General features: G+C 63.3%; 13 protein-coding genes and 2 pseudogenes. 3 read left to right on the top strand and 12 right to left on the bottom strand.

The features are described 5' to 3' along the window. Positions 1-47 precede the first annotated feature (47 nt). Positions 48-320 (top strand): annotated as a pseudogene (locus MnOB_RS25700) (GNAT family N-acetyltransferase); the annotation flags it as partial. A 14-nt stretch (positions 321-334) separates the two neighbouring features. Here MnOB_RS25700 and MnOB_RS25695 read toward each other — a convergent pair. Both MnOB_RS25695 and MnOB_RS25690 read right to left on the bottom strand, forming a co-directional pair. Further along, positions 335-919, bottom strand: a complete 585-nt coding sequence (locus MnOB_RS25695; protein ID WP_234358336.1) for a lecithin retinol acyltransferase family protein — start codon at positions 917-919, stop codon at positions 335-337. A 233-nt stretch (positions 920-1152) separates the two neighbouring features. Beyond that, positions 1153-1379: pseudogene (locus tag MnOB_RS25690) on the bottom strand (hypothetical protein); the annotation flags it as partial. A 142-nt stretch (positions 1380-1521) separates the two neighbouring features. Here MnOB_RS25690 and MnOB_RS25685 point away from each other — a divergent pair. Together MnOB_RS25685 and MnOB_RS25680 are read left to right on the top strand one after the other, a co-directional pair. After that, on the top strand, positions 1522-1881 hold the full coding sequence (locus MnOB_RS25685; RefSeq protein WP_077527368.1) for a hypothetical protein: 360 nt from the start codon (positions 1522-1524) through the stop codon (positions 1879-1881). 216 nt (positions 1882-2097) lie between these two features. After that, complete coding sequence (locus tag MnOB_RS25680; protein WP_234358335.1) at positions 2098-6201, top strand: T1SS-143 repeat domain-containing protein; 4104 nt, start codon at positions 2098-2100, stop codon at positions 6199-6201. A 168-nt stretch (positions 6202-6369) separates the two neighbouring features. On the opposite strand, the gene MnOB_RS25675 is transcribed toward MnOB_RS25680, so the two are convergent. The 10 genes from MnOB_RS25675 to MnOB_RS25630 all read right to left on the bottom strand — a co-directional run bounded on the left by MnOB_RS25675 (position 6370) and on the right by MnOB_RS25630 (position 18617). After that, a complete protein-coding gene (locus MnOB_RS25675; protein ID WP_077527366.1) occupies positions 6370-7086 on the bottom strand; it encodes a response regulator transcription factor in 717 nt (238 codons plus the stop codon). A gap of 348 nt (positions 7087-7434) precedes the next feature. Then, positions 7435-8265 carry an oxidoreductase gene (locus MnOB_RS25670; protein WP_077527365.1) on the bottom strand — a complete coding sequence of 277 codons (831 nt, stop codon included), beginning with the start codon at positions 8263-8265 and terminating at the stop codon, positions 7435-7437. Between the two features lie 384 nt (positions 8266-8649). Then, entirely contained in the window at positions 8650-9276 is a 627-nt protein-coding gene (locus tag MnOB_RS25665; RefSeq protein WP_077527364.1) for a glutathione S-transferase C-terminal domain-containing protein, read from the bottom strand. A gap of 13 nt (positions 9277-9289) precedes the next feature. Then, a complete protein-coding gene (locus tag MnOB_RS25660; protein ID WP_077527363.1) occupies positions 9290-10174 on the bottom strand; it encodes a TauD/TfdA dioxygenase family protein in 885 nt (294 codons plus the stop codon). Between the two features lie 21 nt (positions 10175-10195). Beyond that, positions 10196-12550, bottom strand: coding sequence for a TonB-dependent receptor (locus tag MnOB_RS25655; RefSeq protein ID WP_077527362.1), 2355 nt, complete (start codon positions 12548-12550; stop codon positions 10196-10198). Positions 12551-13357: 807 nt separating this feature from the next. After that, on the bottom strand, positions 13358-14674 hold the full coding sequence (locus tag MnOB_RS29855; RefSeq protein ID WP_077527361.1) for a methyl-accepting chemotaxis protein: 1317 nt from the start codon (positions 14672-14674) through the stop codon (positions 13358-13360). Positions 14675-14919: 245 nt separating this feature from the next. After that, positions 14920-15099: a hypothetical protein gene (locus tag MnOB_RS25645; RefSeq protein ID WP_077527360.1), complete on the bottom strand. Its 180-nt coding sequence runs from the start codon at positions 15097-15099 to the stop codon at positions 14920-14922. Positions 15100-15182: 83 nt separating this feature from the next. Then, positions 15183-15428 (bottom strand): DUF3203 family protein, encoded by a 246-nt coding sequence (locus tag MnOB_RS25640; protein ID WP_077527359.1) that lies wholly within the window; start codon positions 15426-15428, stop codon positions 15183-15185. Between the two features lie 307 nt (positions 15429-15735). After that, positions 15736-17157: a sigma-54-dependent transcriptional regulator gene (locus MnOB_RS25635; RefSeq protein ID WP_077527358.1), complete on the bottom strand. Its 1422-nt coding sequence runs from the start codon at positions 17155-17157 to the stop codon at positions 15736-15738. Further along, positions 17157-18617, bottom strand: a complete 1461-nt coding sequence (locus MnOB_RS25630) for a sensor histidine kinase (RefSeq protein ID WP_077527357.1) — start codon at positions 18615-18617, stop codon at positions 17157-17159. The genes MnOB_RS25635 and MnOB_RS25630 overlap by 1 nt, the downstream gene beginning before the upstream one ends. Between the last annotated feature and the right edge of the window lie 171 nt (positions 18618-18788).

The raw sequence follows: 18788 nt of genomic DNA, 5'->3' as shown, positions 1-18788 counted from the left end.
CGCCCTTAATGCTGGAGTTCGGAAGGTGACTTGGCTGGACGCTTACCCTTGGAGGCCTCTATGGGGAAATTTTTTATCGTTGGTTGTTCATCGATCTGCTGGCCATTCCGGAGCACACGAGGGGGCAAGGCACAGGTTCTCGGCTGATGAACATGGCTGAGGACGTTGCACGTGAGAAAGGCTGCGTCGGCATCTGGCTGGACACCTTTGATTTCCAGGCACCCGCGTTCTATCAGAAACACGGTTTCACCGAATTCGGTCACCTCGACGATTTTCCCCCGGGCCACAAGCGTTTCTATTTCCAGAAACGTTTGGACTGACGTGGGGACCGAGGCTATGCAATGAAGCTCGGTTGCGAACCCGAAATCCAAGAGAAAGCATGGCGCGAGAAATGACGGCAGGCATTTATCTGTGCGCTGTAGCTTTCTCCGCTTATGCACCAATTGCAGAAGTGCTCGCAGTTATTCGAAAGCAAGCTGTATTGACGCTCGCCAACTCTTGAACGCGCACGACTGACTATCTCGTTGCTGGAATATCTGCACTGCTCCTGAACCATCCAGATAGCGTTGCCATTGGCGAAGTATTCGAGATCAGTCACCTCGACGGGGCCCGCCTTGAATGAAGTGCAAAATCCGGAATAGTGAGCAACTTCGCCGCATCCAAGATATATCCCGTGATGTGCATACAGCTTGCGCGGGCTGATCAAGTGCGAGCCTACGGGCAAGCTGCTGGCTGCTTGATTGATACCTTCCAGCTTGACCAGGGAACTCGATGGCTCTCTTGCCGAGAGTGCCGCGCCGCGGGGCTTGGCGAGTGGCTGTTGATGGGCGGCGACGGTGGTCATCAGGGCCAGACAGACAAGAACTGCTGAGCGAAGCGACGAGGCGCTGTCCGCAAATTCGTTTATCAAATGGCTCACGATGAAACCCTCCGAAACCCTTGATGTTTAATGTATCGCTGGGCTCGTGGAGCTTCATTTGTGCGTAAGACTAGATTAATCAACCAATCAATATATCTTCCCGATACCTAAGTATTAAGCCAGATACCAAAGTAGAAGGCAGGCGGGAAATTTCACTAGCGAAGTATCCAAATAGCGTGCCTGCAGTACCTCAAGAACTTCCCACCCAGAAGCCCCTGGAAGGTAAACGACCTTTAGGGGCCTTTCATGTCATTCAATACAGCGCACTCAGCTACGACACTCATCAGATTCGCAAAACTGGTGATCTTCACGGCACCGCCGGGGAACCGGGCGATCACCTCCAGTTGCCCACCCATGGCCGGCTGCGCAGGGTGGAGATGTACATGTCAGTACGCTTTTCCATCTTCGCGATGGCCGGTTGCTGGACGTGCAGCACCTCGGACAGCATTTGCGCTCCAAGGGGCGCCAATCACCATCCCCTCGCCCTGGACCCGAAGCCCCTCCCCCAACGGCAAACTTATACATACGAATGGGAATGCCAATTGTCTCCGGCCGATCTACCGTTACCCATTGGTAGTCCCAGACAAGTGGCAAGGCGAGTTATGGCTTGGCAACAATGCCCCGTATGTCATGGCAGCCGCACCATTCAGAAGGACGGCCGCACCATCGAGTGCCGCTACTGCCGAGGTCTGGGGCGGGTGTACGACGCCCCGCCGAAGCCGTTTTCAGGTGGGCTGCTGGTCATGACACTCCTGCAGGTAGCGGCGTCCCTCGGGGCTGGCTACCTTGCGACGACTTACAGCAAGCACTGGGAGCAGACGCACAGCCTGATCCTCGGTGCCATGGTGGCGATCGCGGTTTACTGGGTGATGACGCTGAAGATGTTCCGCGATCTGATCCTGCTCGGCTTGGCGCTGGCGATCCTGTATCAGCTGTACCAGGTGTGGCTACAGCACAACTGACCCGCCTCTGACCGGGCACGTCCTGGCCGCGATTGCCCGTTTTCTCACCACCGCAACAGTTGCCCCCTCCCCTCCCCCCGAGTAGTCCGAAACTCCTAGGCCGCCTGGGAGTATCGGTCGATGCGCCCGCACCCGGCGCTTCCTCATAGTGATGGTCAGTAGTGAACAAGGGTCAACGGTCAGGCCTTGATGACCAACTCTGCCGGGGAGAAAACCATGACTATTACGACGACGGGCAGCCTCACCATTCTTGATGAGACGGCGGGATTGCAAAACTTCACCGCTACGCAAAGCGAACCTGAAGACTCGAATGACACCGACATTCTGTTGACGGCCCTGCCCTCGCTTTTCTCCAACCGTTTGACCGCACTCCTGGCCGGCACCGCAACGAGTGCGGCTTTGAGTGGGTATACCGGTGCCGCCGGCAATACGGGCAGCAATGCGTTCACCATCAGCGCGGCGCCCGGCGCAAGCATTACCGATGTCAGCTTCGTCGACAGTTCTGGCGCAGCTCTCAATGGACTGGACAGCGGACTGGATACGCTCGATGGCACCAGCATCTTTCTCTATACCGATACGAGCAACAACAACATCCTGCTGGGCCGAGCCGGTAGCGCAACCGGCGCGATCGTGTTCGCTGCCTATATCGAAGAAACCGGATCACCGGTCTCGGGCGGCAAGATCTGGACAGTGGAATACCAACCGCTCAAGCACCCGGACACCACCAATCCCGACGATGCCCTCAATCTGGCGAACAAGGTTTTCATTGGAACCAGTGAGGACCTGGTGTTCAGCCTGGCCAATGCACCCTCAGGTCAAAACCTGTTCCTGATGTTCACGACGGCGACCCCCACCGTTGTCGGTGGCAGGATCACGGACCCCACCATCATCGCCACCGGCAAGAACCCCGCCGACCAGTCGGCGGGCGCCAACATAACGACTGGCGACACGATCAATACCAGCCAGGCGGGTGGCCCGACCACCTTCGGCACCAACAATCAGATGATCACGGAACAGGAGGGCATCCGCTTTACGTTCGTCACCGGCGCCAGGCAGGACCTGACTATTCCCAACCTGGATCAGAACGAAGCCGATCTCGAATCCAACATCGACTTTACCGCCGTCTTCAATGCGCAGTCGGCCAGCTTCGACGTCGTGCAATTGCAAGGCGGCAAGACTGCTCAGGTAAAAGTCAGCGCATTCACCACGGCAGCCGAGCCTGGTGTGAATTTCATCAACGGCTATGCGGGTGATACGTCGGTTGCAATCATCAATGTTCGCGTCATCAACATCAGCACTGGGCAGGTGATCGAGAACTCGAACGGCTCGGTGAATGATCCGGGCATTGCCATCACCTTCACGGCCGGGGTTGCAACCATCACCGGCGTCAAGGCCGGCTACAAGATCGAATACACCACAACGGCGGTTCACAACCGCGTGCTCGTCGAGAACGGCGCGGCCCTCAACGCCAAGGGCACTAACCACGCCGATTTCGATATCGGTGGCTTCAAGCTGACCCACGTCTCTACTGCGACCGCCGAAATCGGCTCCAAGCTGGTCTTCGAGGACGACGGGCCGTCAGCGAACGGCACCGCCGTGGCCGGCACCGTCGACGAGGACGGACTGGCGGGTGGGATCGCCGGAGGCACCGGCGACGTGGCTGGCGCGGCGACCGTGGCCAGCGGTAGCGTCACTGGCATCTTCCAGCCCGGTGCCGATGCGCCGTTGACCTATTCCCTGTCCGGCGACACCAGCGGCTTGCCGGCGCTGACTTCGGGCGGCGTGGCGGTGACCTACAGCGTCGTCGGCAACACGCTCACCGCCTCGGCCGGCGCGGTCGACGTGTTCACCTTCAGCCTGACCGCAGCGGGCGCCTACAGCTTCACGCTGCTGAAGCCGCTGGATCACGCGCCCGGCAACGATGAAAACGACATCACCCTCAATCTCGGTTCGCTGCTGCGGGCCACCGATGCCGACGGCGACAAGGTGACCGCTGCTGCCGAGAAACTGGTCATCACCGTTGACGACGACACCCCGACTGCGACCGGCGCCGCCGTGGCCGGCACCGTCGACGAGGACGGCCTGGCCGGGGGTATCGCCGGAGGCACCGGTGACGTGGCCGGCGCGGCGACCACCGCCAGCGGCAGCGTGACCGGTATCTTCCAGTCCGGTGCCGATGCGCCGCTGAGCTACGCCTTGTCCGGCGACACCAGCGGTCTGCCGCAGACGCTGACCTCGGGCGGTGTGGCGGTGACCTACAGCATCGTCGGCAATACGCTGACCGCTTCGGCCGGCGCGGTCGCCGTGTTCACCTTCAGCCTGACCGCAGCGGGGGCTTACAGCTTCACGCTGCTCAAGGCTCTCGATCATGCCGCAGGCAATGACGAGAACGACATCACCCTCAACCTCGGTTCGTTGCTGCGGGCCACCGATGCCGACGGCGACACGGTGACGGCTGCCCCCGAGAAGCTGATCATCACCGTTGACGACGACACGCCGACTGCGACCGGCGCCGCCGTGGCCGGCACCGTTGACGAGGACGGCCTGGTCGGCGGCATCGCCGGTGGCATCGGTGACGTGGCTGGCGCGGCGACCGTGGCCAGTGGCAGCGTGACCGGTATCTTCCAGTCCGGCGCCGATGCGCCGCTGAGCTACTCCCTGTCCAGCAATACCAGCGGCCTTCCGCAGACGCTGACTTCGGGCGGCGTGGGGGTGACCTACAACGTCGTCGGCAACACGCTGACAGCTTCAGCCGGCGCGGTCGCCGTGTTCACCTTCAGCCTGACCGCAGCGGGCGCCTACAGCTTCACGCTGCTCAAGGCCCTGGACCATGCGGCGGGCAATGACGAGAACGACATCACCCTCAACCTGGGCTCGCTGCTGCAAGCCACCGACGCTGACGGCGACACGGTGACGGCTGCCCCCGAGAAGCTGGTCATCACCGTCGACGACGACACACCGACGCTCGCATTCGGCAACCTGATGGGGACCGGGACCATCCTTCCCCAATACGGGAACTGGAGCATGGCGGCCGGAGCCGACGGGCTGGGTGCAGCGGGGCTGGATATCTCGTTGGTCAACGGTCAGTTCACCCTTGTCAGGCCGGACAACACGACCACCACCGGGACCGGCACGCTCAACGAGCTATCGCCCTCACCGGATGCCAATGGCGCGTACCGCTTCGCAGGTAGCCTGATCGGCGATTTCGACAACAACGCGACAACTGCCAATACCACCATCGACTACACCTTGACTGCCTTCGCCAATGGCACCTATGCATTGGATCTGGTGCAAGGCTTCAGTTCGACGATCGTCCTCAGCAGTGCCGACGGCTCACTCGATGCGGGCGGCCCCGACCCTGTCCGCACATTGCTGATTCCCAAGCAGGACCCGCCGACCATTCCTTCGCCCTCCGAGGAGATTGTGTTCTTCGGCGTAAACGCGGGCACGACCGCAGCCCAGGTATTGAGCGCCATCGTGCAGGGAGCGCCCGACCTCACAGAAGCGCAGATAGAAGCTGGCGGGTTCTCGTTCCTCGGCACGGCGGACGTGAACGTCAGCACATCCGGCATCGGCATCGGCAACAACAACCTGGATGGAAACGGGACGGCCGGCATCAATAGCGGCGACGAGAGTTTCGTCATCAATCCCGAGACCTTGCTGACGGCCATGAAGGTGTTCATCGACAACTCGCTGCAGGGTTACAACCCGGCAACCGAAGAGCTGTATTACAGGATCTTCTTCGAGGACGGCACGAGTTCGGCCCAGACGAAGGTTCTTGCCGCTGACCTGGCCTCCGAGGCAGGAAACCAGAAGTCCTTCCTCGTCCAATGGGATGGCGCGAAGATGATCGACGCTGTTCAGCTAACGATGGGCCTGGGCGAGATCAAGGTACCGGTGATCCAGTTCATCAAGCAGGTCGAGAACATGGCCAACGATATCCAGTTGGCATTCAACGCAACGCTGACGGACAGGGATGGGGACACGGCCACAAGTACGTTCGACGCCAATCTGTTTGCGAACGACCCGAACGACCCGCTCTTCGACTACAGGTTGGCTGGCACGATTGGTGAGCAGGATGCCTTTAACGTCAATCTGTCGGCCGCCGAGAACCTGTACCAGGTCAACGGCTTCGATGCGGGGCCGAGTCTGCGAGACAAGCTGGTACTCATTGGCGATGCGGGCGCCGTTGTCCAATCGATCGACAACACCGGCGCGAACAGCATCGTGACTATCGACGAGTCAGGCGCACAAAACACGACCATCACCGTGGTCGGGGTCGACCTGCTGAACACCGACATTCTCTTCGGCAGCGCCTGACCCATCGCCTGTGTGAAATGAAGCGGGGGTGGCATGAAAGCCACCCCCGTTTTTTTGCAGATCCCCGCGCGAAACCACCCGCCATCGCCTGAGGACCACTAAAAGTGACCGACCTGACTCCCACAAGGGAGCCAGGTCATTTTCATTGGGGAGGTCGGGTCGGAAGGATCAGTCCATTTCCACCCAGGTGGAATCCGGAGGCTCGCCGCCGCTGGTGAGGCCGTGCTTCAGCGCGTACATCAGCAGGTCGACGCGATTGATGAGGTTCAGCTTGTGATAGATGCTGCTGAGGTGGTTGTGCACCGTGTGTTCGCTGATGCCCAGCCGCGCGGCGATGCGCATGTACTTGGCGGACGGTTCGCTCACAATGGCGCGAATCAGCTCTCGTTCGCGCAGGGTCAGCTGCGAGTACCTCGCGCGTTCCGGATCGTCATTCACTCGCACCTGCCCGGCCGCGGAGTAGCCGGATAGTCCGCCGGCCCAGGCTCTGTCCAGCCCGATGTCGCGGTGGTAGACCTTGATGATGGCGCGGATGATCGACTCCGTCGGATCCTCCGCCAGCACGACGCCACGAGCACCGGCGTCTATCGCCCGGCCAACGGGAACGGCCTCGTACAGTCCCTTGAGCAGCAGCACTTTCATGTCGTTGCTGCGGGTGAGTAACGAAATGACGTCGAGCGGGTCCAGTGCATCCGGGAAGAAGCTGAAGAAGATGACATTCGGGCGCAGCTGATCGGCACGATCCAGCGCGTGGGCATAGGTACTGGCCTGGCCGCACACTTCCATCCGTGGTTTTCTGGCATTGATCAAGTCGTGGAGCCCCATCAGGACGAGGGGACGACAATCGATCAGCATCACGCGTATCGGTTGAGTGCGGGATTGCATTTACATTTTTCGCCCCCCTGACAGGTGGACTCGTCGTGCGGGGTCGCGCGGACGGATAGCCTTTGTTGTATAGGGGGGAGACGGGGCAGATTGCCAGTAGCTTCAGACGTCACGTTGAGTTGCCGGGATAAGCGGCAATCGGCACCTCCTACCCGACGAACGGCCTATTTTCCACGAGAAGTTGGCACGCGTGCCCAGCCGCCAGATGGCGCCTCGACTCATACGTAGGGTGCGCCATGCGCACCGATTGCAACTCGCCTCCTACCGATGCCCCCTGGCGAAATGAACAAAGCCCCTGAAGACCGATCGATCTCCAGGGGCTTCATCATTTTTGCGGTTTGGCTGGTATCAGACCTCGAGGTCAGTGGACAGCGACAGCTCTTTCCAGGCCGCCACTTCGCCTTCCACCAAACTGTGCTTGTCGGCTATTCGCTGCACCGCGTCGCTGCCCAGGGCGAGGCGCTGCGGCGGGTTGGCGGCGTTCACCAGCGTCAGGATGGCGCCGGCGAACTTGCTCGGGTCACCCGGCTGGGCATGGTTGGCACCCTCGGCGAAGCGGCGCATGGCGCCCACGGTTTCGTCGTAATCCGCCAGTTCCAGGGCGGTTTTCACCAGGGATTGCTCATCGAGGAAGTCGGTGCGGAAGAAGCCCGGCTCAACCACCGTGACCTTCACGCCCAGCGGCGCCAGTTCCTGGTGCAGCGCTTCGCTGATGCCTTCCACAGCGAACTTGGTGGAGCCGTAAACACCCCAGCCGTAGTAGGACTGGTAGCCGCCCAGGGAGGAGATGTTGATGACATGGCCGGAACGTTGGCGGCGCATGTGCGGCAACACGGCGCGGGTGACGTTGAGCAGGCCGAAGACGTTGGTGGCGTAGATGCGCTCCACTTCCTGCGCGCTGGTTTCCTCCACCGCACCGAGAATGCCGTAGCCGGCGTTGTTGAGCAGCACGTCGATGCGGCCGAAGCGCTTGATGCCCTCGGCCACCGCCTCATGGGCCTCGCTTTCGCGGGTTACGTCCAGGCGAACGGCCAGCAGGTTGGGATGGTCGCCCAGGCGGGCAATGACGTCTTCCGGCTTGCGGGCGGTAGCGATTACCGCATCACCGGCCTCCAGGGCCTGTGCTGCGATGAGGGCGCCGAAACCACGGGAAGCTCCAGTAATGAACCAGGTATGCATAGCAACTCTCCTGTGTGGGAGCCCGCACCGCGCGGGCTTTCTGTTCGAGTTGCGTTCACTGTAGGGCTGGAGAACTCTTGTGATAATCCCAATAAAGTCGCATGAGCTTGTGAGCTGAGTTCAGCAATTTTTCAGGACGGAACCGCCCCGTAGGGTGCGCCATGCGCACCGGCTCGGCGTCAGATGAGCGATGGTCGTCGCCACAAACTCCGCTGGTGCGCGCAGCGCACCCTACGGAAGCACCCCGGAGCGAGAGCCTGCCCCGTAGGGTGCGCCATGCGCACCGGTTCAGCGTCAGATGAACGATGGTCGCGGCCACAAACACCGGCGGTGCGCGCAGCGCACCCTACGGTCCAGAGCGAGCTAAAGAGGCCGGTCTTGTGCTCAGCCCTGGATCAGCCCCTCGTCCCGCAGGGCTTGCTGCACGGCGGGCTGTTCCAGCCATTGCCGTTGCAGGCGGGCGACATTGGTCAGGCCATCGAAAGGTGCACCCAAACGCGTCAGCCAGGTGGCGAAGACGCCGAGGTAGATGTCCGCCAGGGTGAAGCGATCACCCACCAGCCAGAGACGGCCTTCCAGATGCCGCTCGATGTGCTCGAACGCCTTCAGCAACTGCACCCGCGCCTGCTCACGGATGCCGGGGTGCGCGGCCTCGTCGGCGGAGTAGCGCTCCGGGCGGTTCAGCGGGCGGAACGATGCGGTGTGCACCTCGGCCGCGAGGTAACCGAGCCATCCCTGGATCTGCCCGCGCTCGGCGCTGCCGGCCGGAGCGAACAGCGAAGTACCCGGGACCTGGTCAGCCAAGAACGGCAGGATGGCGCTGTTCTCGGTCAGCACGGTGCCGCCATCCAGTTGCAGGGCCGGCACGCGGCCCAGCGGGTTGATTGCGTGAATGGGCGAATCCGGGACACGCAGCGCGACCTTCTCGATCTGGACCGGCAGCCCCAGTTCGCGCACGGCGATGTGGGAGGCCAGGGAGCAGGCGCCGGGGGCGATGAACAATGTGGTCATGGTCGATTTCTCCTCAGAAGGGCCGGCTGCCGGCCAGGCTGATGCGTTTCAGACGGCGCCGCTGGGTCGCCGGGAAGCCGTTGCGGGCATGCAGCGTAGCCTGGTTGTCCCAGTACACGATGTCGCCCACTTCCCAACGGTGGGTGTAGGCGAAGCGCGGGTCCTTGAGGTGCTCGCGCAGGCGGTTGATGAGCTCGATGCCTTTGTCCGGGGCGTAGCCGGGGATTTCCACTTCCGTGTGCACGCCGAGGTAGAGCAGGCGCCTGCCGCTCTCCGGATGGGTGCGCACCAGCGGGTGCTCAGTGCCCTGGATGGGCTCGATGTCCGGCGTGCGGTAGGTGATGCCGAGGTTGTAGCCGTCACGCAGACGCACGAAGGGGTTGTAGTTGATCAGTTTCAGGCCATCGATCTCGCGGCGGGTGCCTTCGTCCAGCGCGCTGTAGGCCAGGGCCAGGTTGGTCCAGGTGGTTTCGCCGCCCTCCTCCGGCACCTCCAGCGCGTAGAGCAACGAGCCAGCCGAGGGTGTCGGCGTCCAGTGGTGGTCGCTGTGGGCCGGCAGGGCAATGTTGCTCAGCTCGCCGTCCTCGGTGTTGGCCACCTTGACGATGTCCGGCGCCTTGCCGTCGGTGCCCGATGACAGCACCAGGTAATCCGGATGGGGCTGGAACACCGAGCCGAACCAGGAGGTGAAGCGCAGGTACTGCGCATCGTCCAGTTCCTGGCCCTTGAAGATCAGGATGTGGTGGTCGCGCAGGGCCTGCTTGAGGGCGAGGATCTGCGTCGGGGTCAGGTCGCGACGGCCATCCAGGCCACGGACCTCGGCACCCAGCGGCGCAGCGAGGGGTTCGATGCGCAGCCCGTCGAGGGGCTGGCGCAGGGCGGTGACGACAGTGCTCATGGGGTTCTCCTTGGTCGCGGGTCAGAAGTCGTAACGGAGGGACACGCCGGCGGTGCGCGGCTGGCCCACGGAAGCGGTGTAGGCGCCGTTGCTGAAGGCGAAGGCGGTCAGGTAGTAGTCCTTGTCGAAGGCGTTGCGCACCCAGAGCGAGGTGTCCAGCAGGCCGTCGCCGAGGTCGGCACGAATGCCGGCGGCGAAGTTGGCCAGGCCGTAGCCGTCGATCTTGGAAAGCTCGGAGTTGTCCAGGGTGCCTTCGGCTTCGGAGCGGTAGGAGTAGCTGGCATTCACGTAGGGGCGCAGGCCATTGCCGGTCTGCCAGGTGTATTCACCGTTGACGTTGCCGATCCAGCGCGAGGCGCCCACCACCCGCTCGCCGGTGAGGTCGCATTTGGCGGTGGGGGTCACGGTGTTGATCTCGCCGGGGCACGGGGCGTCCTTGAAGCTCAGGTAGGTGACGTCGTTGAACGAGCCGTTGGCGTTCAGGGTCAGGCCGCGCAGCGGTCGCCAGGTGGACTCGAACTCCACGCCACGGGAACGCACGCTGCCGGCGTTGGCCAGTACCGATACCGGCGTCAGCGACGAGGCGGTGGTGGTCAGGGTGGTGGCCTGGTAGCCGTGGATGCCGGTCCAGAAGATGTTCGCGTTGAACAACAGGCGGCCATCGTCGAGGGTGCTCTTGAAGCCCAGCTCGGCGTCGTTGGCGCGCTCGGGGCCGACGATCAGCGAATCGCTGCCCAACCCCGCCACCGGCGCCACCAGGTTCACACCGCCGGACTTCTCGCCGTGGGCCAGGCTGGCGTAACCGAGTAGTCCATCGCTGACCTTGTAGCTGAGGCTGAGCAGCCCGGACGGCGCGGCGTTGTGCAGGCCGAAGTCGCCGGTATCCAGTGCCCCCAGCTGCGCCTGCCGCGCGGCCGCCAGCGCCCCGGTCAGGGGCGCGCCGCCCTCCGGGGCGAAGCGGTGCAGGCGGGCCTGCTTCTCTTCGTAGGTGCCGCGCAGGCCGAAGGTGAAGTCCAGGCGATCGGTGATGTGCCAGTTGCCCTGGCCGAACAGGGCGAAGCTGTCGGTCTCGATCTTGCCGTTGGTCTGGGTGGAGACGTTGTTCAGGAGATTGCGGTTCACCCCGGTGAGGTACAGGTCGGCGAAGGGGCCGTACTGGGTGCGCGTGTTGTTGCCGAGGTTCTGGTTGAACAGGTAGGCGCCCAGCACATAGTCGAAGGCGCCGCCGGTGGGCGACGCCAGGCGGAATTCCTGGGAGAACTGCCGGTCGTGGACTTCGACCCCGCTGTCGACGATCGCCGAGACATCGGTGAGGTCGGCATCGTTGTGCGGCACGAAGTGCCAGTAGCGATAGCCGCTGATGGAGGTGAAGGTGTAGCCGCTGTCCAGATTCCAGTTGGCCTCGATCGACGAGCCGCCCTGCCAGACGTTCACCGATTGCACGGAGTCGATGTTCACCTCGCGCTTCTTCACATCGAGCTGCGGGTTGGCACCGATCAGCGCGGCACGCTGGCGGAAGCGGTCCGACACGCCATACAGCGCCCACACGCCGTTGGTGGAATCCTCCTGGTTGTAGTCGGTGATCCAGCGCAGGCTGAAATCTTCGCTCGGTTCGAACAGCAACTGCCCGCGCGCACCCTCGCGCTCGCCACCGACGAAGGTGCGGCTGTCATGCTGGTTGTCGATATAGCCGTCTTCGCGGGTGCGGTAGAACGACAGACGCCCGGCGACGGAGTCGGTCAGTGCCCCGGACACCGTGCCCTTGCCCTGGAAGTAGCCACGCTCGCCGCCGGACAACTGCAGGCTGCGCTCCGGGGTGAAGGTGGGCTTGCGGGTGCTGATGTTGATCACCCCCGCGGTGGTGTTCTTGCCGAACAGAGTGCCTTGGGGGCCGCGCAGCAGTTCCAGTTGCTCCACATCGAGCAGGTCGAACACCGCCATGCCCGGTCGGCCCAGGTAGATGTTGTCCAGGTAGAGGCCGGCGCTGCCTTCCAGGCCATCGCTCGCCGGATTGTTGCCGATGCCGCGCACCGCGACGCTGGACTGGCGCGCATGGATATAGGCGACGTTGACGCTCGGCAGCACCTGCTGCAGGTCCTGCACCTTGTAGACCTTCTGTGCCTCGAGGTTGTCGCCGCTCAGGGTGGTGATGGGCGTCGGCACCTCTTGCACGTCTTCCTCGCGGCGGCGGGCGGTGACGGTGACCTTCTCCAGCGCCGTGTCTTCCTTGGCGGTGGGTTTGGCGGCGGACTCCTCAGCCTGGGCCGGCGCCACCAGTCCGCCGAGGGCGAGCAGCAGGGTCAGGGCGTATTCGGGAGTCGTCAGGCGTTGCAGGGCCAGTGGCCTGGCGATGCGGGCGAGAGAGCGGTATGGCATGTGCGTGCTTCCTGTACAAAGGCCCGAGCAAAAGGGGGCCGCATCGCGCAGTCGGCGCGACGTTGGAATGAGTCGTGGTGGTTCCGGGAGACCCGCGCCGTGGGCGCGGCAGGCGGTCAGCGACAGCGATGCCCGGTGATGCGCGGGACAGGTGGTGCGGCGGCTCTGTTCATGGTCTCCCCCGAAGGCTGCAAGGTCATATTCTTATTCCTATTAAATATATTTAGTAAATTTAAAAGGCCATTACGGAATAAGAGACTGCATTTAAAACCACACCAAGAGCGGGAACAAATGCCTTGTTCCTATATTTTCGATGCCGGGAGTGCATGGAGTGGGAGGTGGCCGCTGCGCGGCCCTTGGCGAATGAATTCGCCCCTACAGGGGATGTGCCGAACCGGTGGCAGTGCGTAGGGTGGATGACGCTTTTTTCATCCACCATCACGGCGCGCCGCCGGACGCCAAAGGTGGAAATGAAGAGCGATTTCCACCCTACGGGGCCGCTGCGCGGCCCTTGGCGAATGAATTCGCCCCTACAGGGATGCAGCGGCGGGACGCCCGCACGGACGGCCCCCTCTCCCTTCAGGGAGAGGGATGGGGAGAGGGGCATTTGTAGGTTGGGCAGAGCGCAGCGAAGCCCAACGAGGTCGGGCGCGAATCTACCCCACAGCACTGACGGGTAGGAGCGAGCTTGCTCGCGAACACTCCGAGCGCGATCCTTCGCGAGCAAGCTCGCTCCTACAGAAAGCCCACCACCATGGTGCGAGGTCGGTCGCGAATGAATCCGCCCCTACAGAGTCAGCCAGCCAATCAGCGCGAGAGGTGGCTGGAGAACTGACCGATGGCGCTGACGACGCGTTGCGCGCCGTCCTGGATTTCGACGATGGCGTTACCCGCCTGACTGGACAGTTGCAGGCCCAGCTCGGCCTGCTCGCGACCACGGTCGATCATGGCGACGGCGCGTTCGGCCAGTTGCTGGTTCTGTTCCACCACCTTGGAGATTTCCACCGTCGCCGAACTGGTGCGCGAGGCCAGTTGGCGGACCTCGTCGGCCACCACGGCGAAGCCCCGTCCCTGCTCGCCGGCACGGGCCGCTTCGATGGCCGCGTTGAGGGCCAGCAGGTTGGTCTGGTCGGCGATTCCGCTGATGCTCTTGACGATGGCGCCGATGACCTGCGACTGCTGGTCCAGCGCCTCGATGCCCTGCACCGCTTCCTGCATGCGGGTGGCCAGCTCGCGCATCACCTCCACCGTCTGCTGCACCACGGCGGCACCGTGCTGGGCACTGTCGTCGGTACCCTTGGAGGTCTCGAAGGCGATGCTGGCGGCCTCGGCTACCGCCGCCTCGCGGTTGACCTGCTCGGTGATCACGGTGGCGAACTTGACCACTTTGTAGAGGCGGTCGTGGGCGTCGATGATCGGGTTGTAGGAAGCCTCCAGCCAGACGATGCGGCCATATTTGTCGATGCGCTTGAAGCGGTCGGCGATGAATTCGCCGCGACGCAGCTTGTCCCAGAACGCCTGGTATTGCGGGGAGTTGTGTTCCTCCGGCTCGCAGAACATGCGGTGATGCTTGCCGCGAATCTGCTCCAGGCTGTAGCCCATGCCGTCGAGGAAGCGGTCGTTGGCCGTCAGCACCTCGCCCTTGAGGTTGAACTCGATCACCGCCGTCGAACGCTGCAGGGCGTTGATCAGGTTCTCGTGCTCGCGAGAGGCCTCGATGGTGCGCGTGAGGTTGCTGGCGTAGAGGGAAAAGCGCTGCAGCTGGCCGGTGCTGTTGCGCAGCGGCTGCAGGATGCAACGCAGCCAGGCTTCCTCGCCGTCGCCGCGCAGCAGGCGCACCACACCGGCCAGGTGCTCGCCACGGTCCAGCGCGGTCTTCACCTTCAGATGGAAGTCCAGGCCGCGTACGTGTTCGGGGATCATCTCCAGCAGGTTTTTGCCGAGCAACTGGTCGGCGCGGTAGAGCATCTCCTGCTCGAAGTTGCGGTTGACCGATTCGATGCGGCCGCGCGCGTCGAGGTAGAGCGCCAGCATTTCTTCATCGAGGCTGTCGCGAACCTGCTGGATGGAAGACAGCTCTTCGCGCAGGCTGAGCAGTTCCTGTTTCAAACGGGAGTTGAACATGTCGGGGCTCGGGGAGGTGATTACGCAGGGAGATATTTCCTGCATCGGCTGCGCGGGCGGCTTCTTTAGGCTCGGGGCATCCCCTGGCGACCGCCGGGAGAGTGACTGCGATATGCGTCGGGAGGAAGGCGGCCTGGTTGGCTTGCAAAGGATCGCTGGCGCGCGATGAAGATGGGTGACATCCGTGTCTGATCGCATTCTGCCATTAGCCAATCAGGCGGCGCTACAGCTAAAAACAATTCTCGTTACCCATGGTGGGAATGACGGAAGGTTTCCGCGTCGTCGAGGGTGGTGTCGAACAGCGGATCATCCGGATCGCGCTCCAGGACGAGGTCGACGTAATCCGGGTCGACCAGCCAGCGCGGAAAGTCCGCCAAGGCCTTGCTGTCACGTCTATGCGTGTCGGTATTGCGGTCGCTGCTCATGCTGAACCCCTTCAAAACCAATGGCTCGTGTTTATTGGAACGGCGTGCACGCCGCTTCGTTTCTGCCGTTCATCCGCTGCCACTCAGTGCTCGCCCGGCCCGTCTCCGCCGTCGACGAACAGGTGCTTGCGATCGTCCTTGGCGCCGGCGCCAATCAGCATCTGTGCCTGGTCCTCGCTGATCACCGCATTGCCATCCACACAACGGATCACCGACGCGCGCAGGTTCTCATCGGTATTGACCACCACCTGGTGGATCGGCAGCTCGATCAACCTGCCATTGAGTTCCAGGGTGCAGAGGTCGCGGTCCAGGTCGATGTTGACGGTCATGTCGGTGTCCTCGGGAACGGGGCCTATGCCGGTAGAAGCGCGAGGAGGTGGCGAAGTTCAGGGAATCTGATCGGAGGGCGGCTGGCCTGGGCGCTCGCGGCACCCCGAATGCGAAGGCGCCAGCCCTTTGCGGGGCTGGCGCCTGGAATAAGAAAGCGGGGCCGGTGTGAGGGCACCGAACCCCGGTGGACAATGCGGCGATGCGAGCAGGATCGCAGCCCGGCCACAAGGATCTCCTCCTCCCGTACTGGCGAGAGGGAGTGCTAGGGAACAGTGACGCCCGTGGGCGTCGGGGCCTGATGGCGGATCAGTGACGGCGATCCGGCCGGATCAGGCCCAGTTTTTCGATTCGGTAGCGCAGCATGTCCCGTGTCAGGCCCAGCAGGCGGGCGGACTTGGTGACATTCCAGTCGGTCTTGTCGAGCATGCGGATGACCATTTCCCGCTCGGCTTCGGGCTCGGCGCCATGACCGTCGCCATGACCGTCGCCATTGCCGTTGCCATGGGTGCGGTAATGGGCCGTGGTGTCCTCCACCAGGCTCGGGCAGATATGCAATTGCGCGGCGGTGATCAGGTTCGCCTGGGCCAGCAGCACGGTCTGCTCCAGCATGTTGCGCAGCTCGCGCACGTTGCCCGGCCAGCTGTAGCTCTGCAGCACATGCTCAGCCTCGGCGGAGAACTGCAGGCCGGGCTTGCCGTAGCGCTTGCCGTGCTGCTTGAGGAAATGCCGTGCCAGCAGCAGGACGTCCCCCTCGCGCACATACAGCCGCGGCACGCGAACGGAGATGATGCGCAGGCGGAAGAACAGGTCGCGGCGGAACTTGCCCTGCTGGACCATCTGTTCGAGGTTGCAGTTGGTGGCGCTGATGATGCGCAGGTTGACCTTGCGTTCCTTCACCGAACCGATGCGGCGGATGGTGCGGTCTTCCAGCAGCTTGAGCAGCTTGGCCTGGAGCACCAGGTCCATTTCGCCGACCTCGTCGAGGAACAGGGTGCCGCCATCGGCCGCTTCCACCAGGCCCAGGCGACGGTCCTTGGCATCAGTGAAGGCGCCCTTCTCATGGCCGAACAGCTCGGCCTCCAGCAGGTGCGCGGGAATCGAGGCGCAGTTGAACTCGACGAAGGGACCCCGGCTGCGCGCACCGTCAAAATGCAGGGCGCGGGCGATCAATTCCTTACCGGTCCCGGTCTCGCCTTCGATCAGTACCGCAGGCAGCTCGGCGTCGGCCATGCGGCTCTCGGCATCCAGCAACTGGCGCACCATGGATTTGACTTCCATCATCGCCGGCGACTCGCCGATCAGCGCCGTCAGGCCGGCATCCTGCGCCGCGCGGCTCTGGTAGAAGTCCAGCTTGTGCTCCAGGCGCTGGGCGTCCAGGGCCTTGTCCAGCAGCAGCTTGAGCTCGGCCAGCGCCACCGGTTTGGTCAGGTAGTGAAAGGCCCCGGCCTTCATCGCCTGCACGGCGTCTTCGATGTTGCCGTAGCCGGTCATCATGATCGGCTTGATCTGCGGCGCGCGGTTGCACACCTCGCGGATCAGCTCATGGCCGCTCATGCCCGGCAGCGAGTTGTCGGTGAGCAGCACATCGGGCACCTGGTTCTGCAGCAGCTCCAGCGCCTCTTCGGCCGAATGGCACACCAGGGCCTCGAAGTTCTTGCGCTCCAGGTAGGTCTGGATGTTGCCGGCCAGCAGCTCGTCGTCTTCGACTATCAGTACGCTGTGTTCCATTACATCCGCCCCCCAGCGACCTTGAAGTTCAGGCAGATGCGGGTGCCTTCGCGCTCGCGGCTGGTCAGGCTGACCTTGCCGCCGAAGCGCTCCATGATCCGCTTGACCATCACCAGGCCCACGCCCAGGCCGCCCTGCTTGGTCGTGTAGTAGGGCTTGAAGGCCATGGTTTCCTGTTTGCGCGTCATGCCCTGGCCGGTATCGGTGATGGCCAGCAGCAGGCGCTTGCCGGTGCTGTCGGGCTTGACCTCGATACGCAGCAGGCCGCCGTTGGGCATGGCTTCGATGGCGTTGGCGAACAGGCTGTTGAGCACCTGCGCCAGCAGCACCTTGTGGCTGACCACCGCCGGCGCCGCTTCGGCATGGAACTCCACCCGCACGCCGGAATGGCGGATCTGCTGGTCGAAGCCGTGCAACGCCTCGCTGATCACCGCCACCGGTTCCACCGCCTCGGAGTCGCCGGACAGTGGCCGCGCCGAGATCAGCAGCTCGCGCACCCACTTCGACATGCGGTCCACCTGGCTGATGATGTCCGCGACGTTCTTGCGCACTGGCGGGTCCACCAGTTCCTGCGCCAGCTCGGCGCTGGAGCGGATCGCCGCCAGCGGATTGCGCAGGCTGTGGGCCACAGCGGACGACATCTCACCCAGGGCGACGAAAGTTTCGTTGGCGATCAGCAGGCTCTGCTGCTGAGCCAGCAGGCCCGAGGCGCGGCGCACGATCCAGAACAGACCGAGGTAGATCAGCCCGCCGCCGATGGCAGTGGCCAACCAGATCAGCACGAAGCCGCGCTGGATGCGCTGCACAAGGTCGCGGGGTTCCTTGTAGATCTCCACCACCGTGACCACGTTGCCCTGGTCGTCCAACAGCGGGATGTAGTTCTCGATGAACAGGGTGCGCGGGACACGCAGGAACTTCTGCTCGGCGCGCCCACCCGAGACCTCGTCGTAACTGGCGGCGACCTGCGCAGGCGAGGAGAAGGCCTGTTCCAGTTCGTCGTGTCCGCTCATGTCCTTGCCCACCAGCGCCGGGTTGGTGGACCAGACGATCACCCGGTCGGCGCCGTAGATATTGGCCAGCAGCGCGTCGGGCAACATGGAAATGTGATCGAGGAATTCGCTGCGGGCCCGCTGCCGCGCTTCCAGCATGTGCTGCGGATGGTGACCATCCTGACGGGGGTCCAGCAGCTCGCCCATGGTCATGCTCGACGGCAGGGCCACATGGTGGGCCTCGGCCGCTGCGATGGACTGGATGAACTGCGAGCTGAGCATCGCGTCACGCTCGATGCTCTCGGTCACCACGAAGCGCGTGGAGATGATGCCCAGGCCAATGGCCACGCTGGCGATGACCACCAGGCTGACCAGCGAAAACCAGCGCAGCAGGTTGAATTGCTGCGGGGGCGGCGAATCGCCGGTCTTGCCGATCGCATACCTATCCCAGATCACCGACAGAGCGCTCATGGAAGCCTTCCTATGCGTTGCGTGATGGGTTCGGCCCGTCGTGCCAACCGGGCGGCCTTGGACGCTTGTACCGGTGCATAAACCAGGCCGGTTTTACCCATAGCAGCTGAAAGGCCCGTCCCATGCGGCTTCCCCAGGTTTAACCCAGCCATTCCCCGGCTTTTCCCCACT

Source organism: Metapseudomonas resinovorans, from assembly GCF_002003485.1.
GTDB classification, from domain to species: domain Bacteria; phylum Pseudomonadota; class Gammaproteobacteria; order Pseudomonadales; family Pseudomonadaceae; genus Metapseudomonas; species Metapseudomonas resinovorans_D.
This window is presented reverse-complemented; position numbering and strand designations above follow the sequence as displayed.